Annotated in this window: 4 protein-coding genes; 1 reads left to right on the top strand and 3 read right to left on the bottom strand. The window is 62.3% G+C overall.

The genetic code is table 11. The features are described 5' to 3' along the window. The 3 genes from M0954_RS26670 to M0954_RS26660 all read right to left on the bottom strand — a co-directional run. Positions 1 to 1,208, bottom strand: a 1,208-nt coding sequence (locus tag M0954_RS26670) for an MFS transporter (protein ID WP_297356459.1), incomplete at its 3' end; no start/stop codon positions are given. 4 nt (positions 1,209 to 1,212) lie between these two features. Then, a complete protein-coding gene (locus M0954_RS26665; protein ID WP_122155377.1) occupies positions 1,213 to 1,965 on the bottom strand; it encodes an alpha/beta hydrolase in 753 nt (250 codons plus the stop codon). 114 nt (positions 1,966 to 2,079) lie between these two features. Next, entirely contained in the window at positions 2,080 to 3,207 is a 1,128-nt protein-coding gene (locus M0954_RS26660) for a C45 family peptidase (protein ID WP_122151867.1), read from the bottom strand. 254 nt (positions 3,208 to 3,461) lie between these two features. Here M0954_RS26660 and M0954_RS26655 point away from each other — a divergent pair, with 254 nt between their 5' ends. After that, positions 3,462 to 4,340 carry a LysR family transcriptional regulator gene (locus tag M0954_RS26655; RefSeq protein ID WP_297356457.1) on the top strand — a complete coding sequence of 293 codons (879 nt, stop codon included), beginning with the start codon at positions 3,462 to 3,464 and terminating at the stop codon, positions 4,338 to 4,340. The last annotated feature ends 131 nt before the right edge of the window (positions 4,341 to 4,471 follow it).

The following is a 4,471-nucleotide window of genomic DNA, read 5'->3' as shown; positions in this document are numbered from 1 at the left end:
GGAATGAAGCGCGCATCCGTGAAGCGCGCCACCAGTGAGATATAGAACGGCGCCAGCCCGCCGAACAGCATGACCGAGGTGTTATATGAAATCGCCACGCCGGTGGAGCGACCCTGCACGGTGAAGATCTTGACCAGCATCCCTGGATGCGCGGCGCCTTGCAGCGTCAGGAATAGTATGCCGACAATCCGTACGATCATCAGACGGTTCTCGGTGGGATCCGCCAGCAAATACGAGAACAGCGGAAAGACGCAGATTAGCCAGCCCACGATAAAGAAGAAGAACAGCCGATACGCGCCGACACGGTCCGCCAGCATCCCGAACACTGGCGACAGAACGCACATCACGATGCTCGTGACGAATATCCCCTGCAGTGACGAACTGAGCGATAGATGCAACTGAACCTGCGCGTAGGTTGGCAGATACGCATTCCACACATAATTCAACGAGGTGCCGGCGATCATCACGCCCATCGCGCACACTACAGCATCGCCGTTCTCGCTGACAAAACCGCGTAGCCGCTCGCGCATGGGCGTGCGTGCCGCGGGGCGTGCCTGCATCCGGTTGAACTCATCCGATTCGTCGACATGATGGCGGATGTAGAAGCCGAGCGGCCCGACCAGCGCGCCGATCAGGAACGGCACGCGCCATCCCCAAGCCGACAGATCCGCGTGCGACAGATGACGCGACAGCAGATAGCTGCATCCCGACGACAACATCGCCGCGACCCCGATCGACAGCATATTGAAGCTGCCGTAAAACATCTTCCGGTTGGGCGGCGCGACCTCGTAAATCGTCACCGACGACAGCGCGAATTGCGCGCCCACCGCAAAGCCTTGCACAAGGCGGCCGATCACCACCAGCAGCGGCGCGACGAGCCCAAGGGTCGCGAAGCCCGGGGTCAGCCCCAGGATCAGCGAGCCCACCGACATCAGCACCATGATCCACGACAGTACCTTCACCCGTCCGACCCGGTCCGCGGCCATGCCCATCAACACGCCGCCGATCGGACGGACCAGAAAGCCGACCGCAAAAGTCGCGAACGTTAGCAGCAACGCCCCGCTGCGATCGACGGTAGGGAAAAACACCCGCGCGATCATGCTCGAAAAATACGAGTACACCATGAAGTCGAACCATTCGAACGTGCCGCCTATCACGGTCGTGACGATGGTTTTCCAGATCTTTCCCGGATCGCTTTGGGTGGGCATGGGCTTATCTTGCGCCTCGCAATGTGCGCAACGCCTGCGCAAGGAAATCCTGAACCACCTCGACGACCTGCATGCCGTTGTGGGCAATATTGGCGAGCTCATCGAAACGCACGCGGATACCCGCGGCTTCGAACGACGCCTTCAGCGTGCGCAGCCGTTCCGGGCGTGTCGCACCGGCATCGTTGATACCCGGCAGGTACATCGCGCTGTCCTCGGGCACGGTGATCTCCCAGGTCTCAAGATCCGCGCGGCCCACGATCATTTGCACCGGCACGCGCTGCAACGCGGCCAGATCGAATGGCTTGCCGAAATGGCGCTCGAAGCCGCCGAGACCCAGCCACCAGTCTTTCGCGGAATCGAGCACGGTGACGTTGCCAGGCGCACCAATCGACGCGGCCCACAGCCGCTCCGGATGCGCGTACGCAAAGCGGTTCACATACTGCCCCCCGCCCGAATAACCGAACAGCGCGAACTTGTCGAAGCGTTTGCCGTAACGCTCGGCCACTTCGGCGACCATGTCGAGCAATACCTTGTCATAGCGGATATCGCCTTCGATCAGGCGCTTGAAACCGTTGCGATCGCCATCGCCGCGCACGCCCACCGGAAACAGCGGACATAGCACGATGCAGCGGTTCCAGCGGCCAAACGGGGCGAACGCATCGCGGTATTGCGTGAACTGGCGCCCGGTGCCGTGCATCACGACGACCAGTTCCACGTCGTTGCCGGGCGTGAGTACCTCGGGCGGCACGTACAGCACATATGGAAAGCGCGGATCGTGGACGCTGGCGTACACAGTGGTCGAGCCCAGGTCGTAGAGCGCTTGCGCTTTCTCGTGACCCGGACCAGACGGCTTCTTGGCTTCGGACATCTGTCATTCCTTTTCGGCGAGCGGTTCGTGGTGCAGGCTGTAGCGCGTGAAAACGCGGTTGAGCGCCGGCATCGGCGCGACATCCATTTCGCCCGCGGCCGGTTGCATGACGATCATCGCGACGGTCGCGGTCATGGTGTGGCGCGTGCCCGGACGCGGTGGACGGCAAACCGAATACGGTGTGCCGAACGCATCGAACAACGCGGCCTTGACGGCGTCGCGATCTACCTTCGGCGTGGCATTCAACAACTGGCGCACGCGCCAGTCACGGTAATAGCTGTCCGGGGAGCTCTCGCAACCCGTGTCGATCAGCTTCGTGCGGGCCACCGGGCTGACCCAGTGGTTCGCGTGCACGATCAGCTGATCGTCGCCCGGATAGATCGGAAACGCCTCGTTCGGCGCGCACTCGAAGTCGATTCCGAAGCCCTCGGCCATGCCGAGCATGATGTTGTTGGAGCAGGATTTCGGCGTCGTGGCGATCACCCGCAACGCGTTCGAGAACACCGGTTCTTCCAGCACACGCCGGCGTAGCAGCGACAGCGGCACGCCCATCTGCATGTAGTCACGTTCGGACTCCAGATAGTTTGCGGTGATCGACACGCCCGCCGCATTCAAGCCGCTGCGCGCGAGGCCGCCCGCTTCGACGAAGGTCAGGAAATCGGGGCCGTCGTCGTTACGCACGCGCAAGACAATGCCTGTGTCGACGCAATCGGCTTTCCAGTCCCAGTTCTGCGCGTGGATCAACTGCCCGTTCGACGAGCGCGACGGCAGTACCAGCACGCCGGTGCAACCGTCTTCGTCGTCGGCTTGCAGCGCCATTTCGGCACGCGCCTTGGCCAGCACTTCGGTACGGGCGTTGATCATCACGATGTCTTCAAACGCCACGTCCGCGCCTTCGGAGATGCCGCGCATCTCGTCCAGATACGCGGCCTGGAATTCACCGATCACCTGTTCGAGCGAGCGAATCAGCGCTGTCTGCGACGCCTGGCTATAGCCGAGATTGCGCAGCGTCTGGCCATAGCGGGATGCGCTCAGGCGCACGCGCGCGGCGGCCGCGCGGCCGTATTGAAGGCCGCGTTCGTACGGCTTGCCGGACACGCTGATGAAAGGAAACTGCTGGATTTGCGACATGGTGCGACTCCTGACCCTTGGCTGCCGCCGCAGACACCAGGCTGGCCTTGCGGCCTCGCGCTGATGTGATCGGCTCGATTGGTGACACATCGATTTTCACGAGTCACAAATAAAATAAAAAGCGTTATTTTCTTTAGCGAAAGGAAAGAAATTTTTTAGTTTCGTGCGATCATGCGTCGCATGGGAGCGGGGAATATGCGCGACAAATTCATGCGATTCGCGCGCGCTATGGAAGCCGTTAAGGAGAGTTCGGCATGAGTGAAATTCGAATGCTGCGCACGTTTCTCGCCATCGAGAAACACGGCACGATGGCGGCCGCCGCCGATCGCATGGCGCTCACGCACGCGGCGGTCGGCGCGCAGATGCGCACGCTGGAGCGCGTGTGCGAGCGCCAGCTGTTCGACCGCAGCGGGCGCAGCATCCAGTTGAACGACGCCGGCCGCTCGATCATCGAACAGGCGCGTGCTGTGGTAGCCGCGTACGATTCGCTGCTGCGCGGCGTGGCCGACGAACTGAGCGTGGAAGGCGCGATCACGATCGGCTCGACGGTGTCATCGATGGGCTTTCTGGCGGCCAACGTGATCCGGCTGAAGGTGTCGTATCCCCGCCTGAAGGTACGCCTCGCGCACGGCGACAGCGCTGAACTGGGGCGCCGGGTGCGTGCCGGGGAGATCGATGCGGCCGTGATCGTCAGCGAGCCCCGGGCGACCACGCTGCCCGAATCGTGGGAGCGCCTTTACGACGAGCCGCTGGTTCTGCTGGTCAATCCTGCGATGGCGCCTGCCGACGCGTCGGTGAGCTCGCTGTTAAAGCGACTTCCGTTTATCGGTTTCGAGACCTCTTCGCTGACCGGCACGCATGTCACCAGCCTCCTGCGGCGGCTGCGCGCCGAGGTCAACCCGATTCTGGAGATGAATTCGATCGCCGCGATTGCCGATCTGGTGCGACAGAACGTAGGCGTGTCGATCGTGCCGCGTCTGCGGCATGCTGCGTGGGACGAAGACCCGCTGCTCTCGGTCAGGCCGATTCCGGGCACGGTGTGGCGCCGGCACATCGGCTGGTATGAGTTCGGGCGGCAGCCGCTGGCCACCGCGATCGTCAAGAATCAGTTGCTAGCCGCGCTGGCCGAGTAGCGCACTCAGTAGCACCTCTCAATATCTTCGATTTGATGCGAACCGAATCACCGGTTCGTCGGCAGACGCTCGAGCTCAGGGTCCCGTTGAAAGTCGATGCCACCTCTTGTGTCCGTCTCTTACGGTAGCTG

Source organism: Paraburkholderia sp. (assembly GCF_026225065.1).
In the GTDB taxonomy this organism is placed as follows: Bacteria; Pseudomonadota; Gammaproteobacteria; order Burkholderiales; family Burkholderiaceae; genus Paraburkholderia.
Note: the sequence above shows the minus strand (reverse complement) of the source record. Positions and strands in the feature narration are given on the sequence as shown.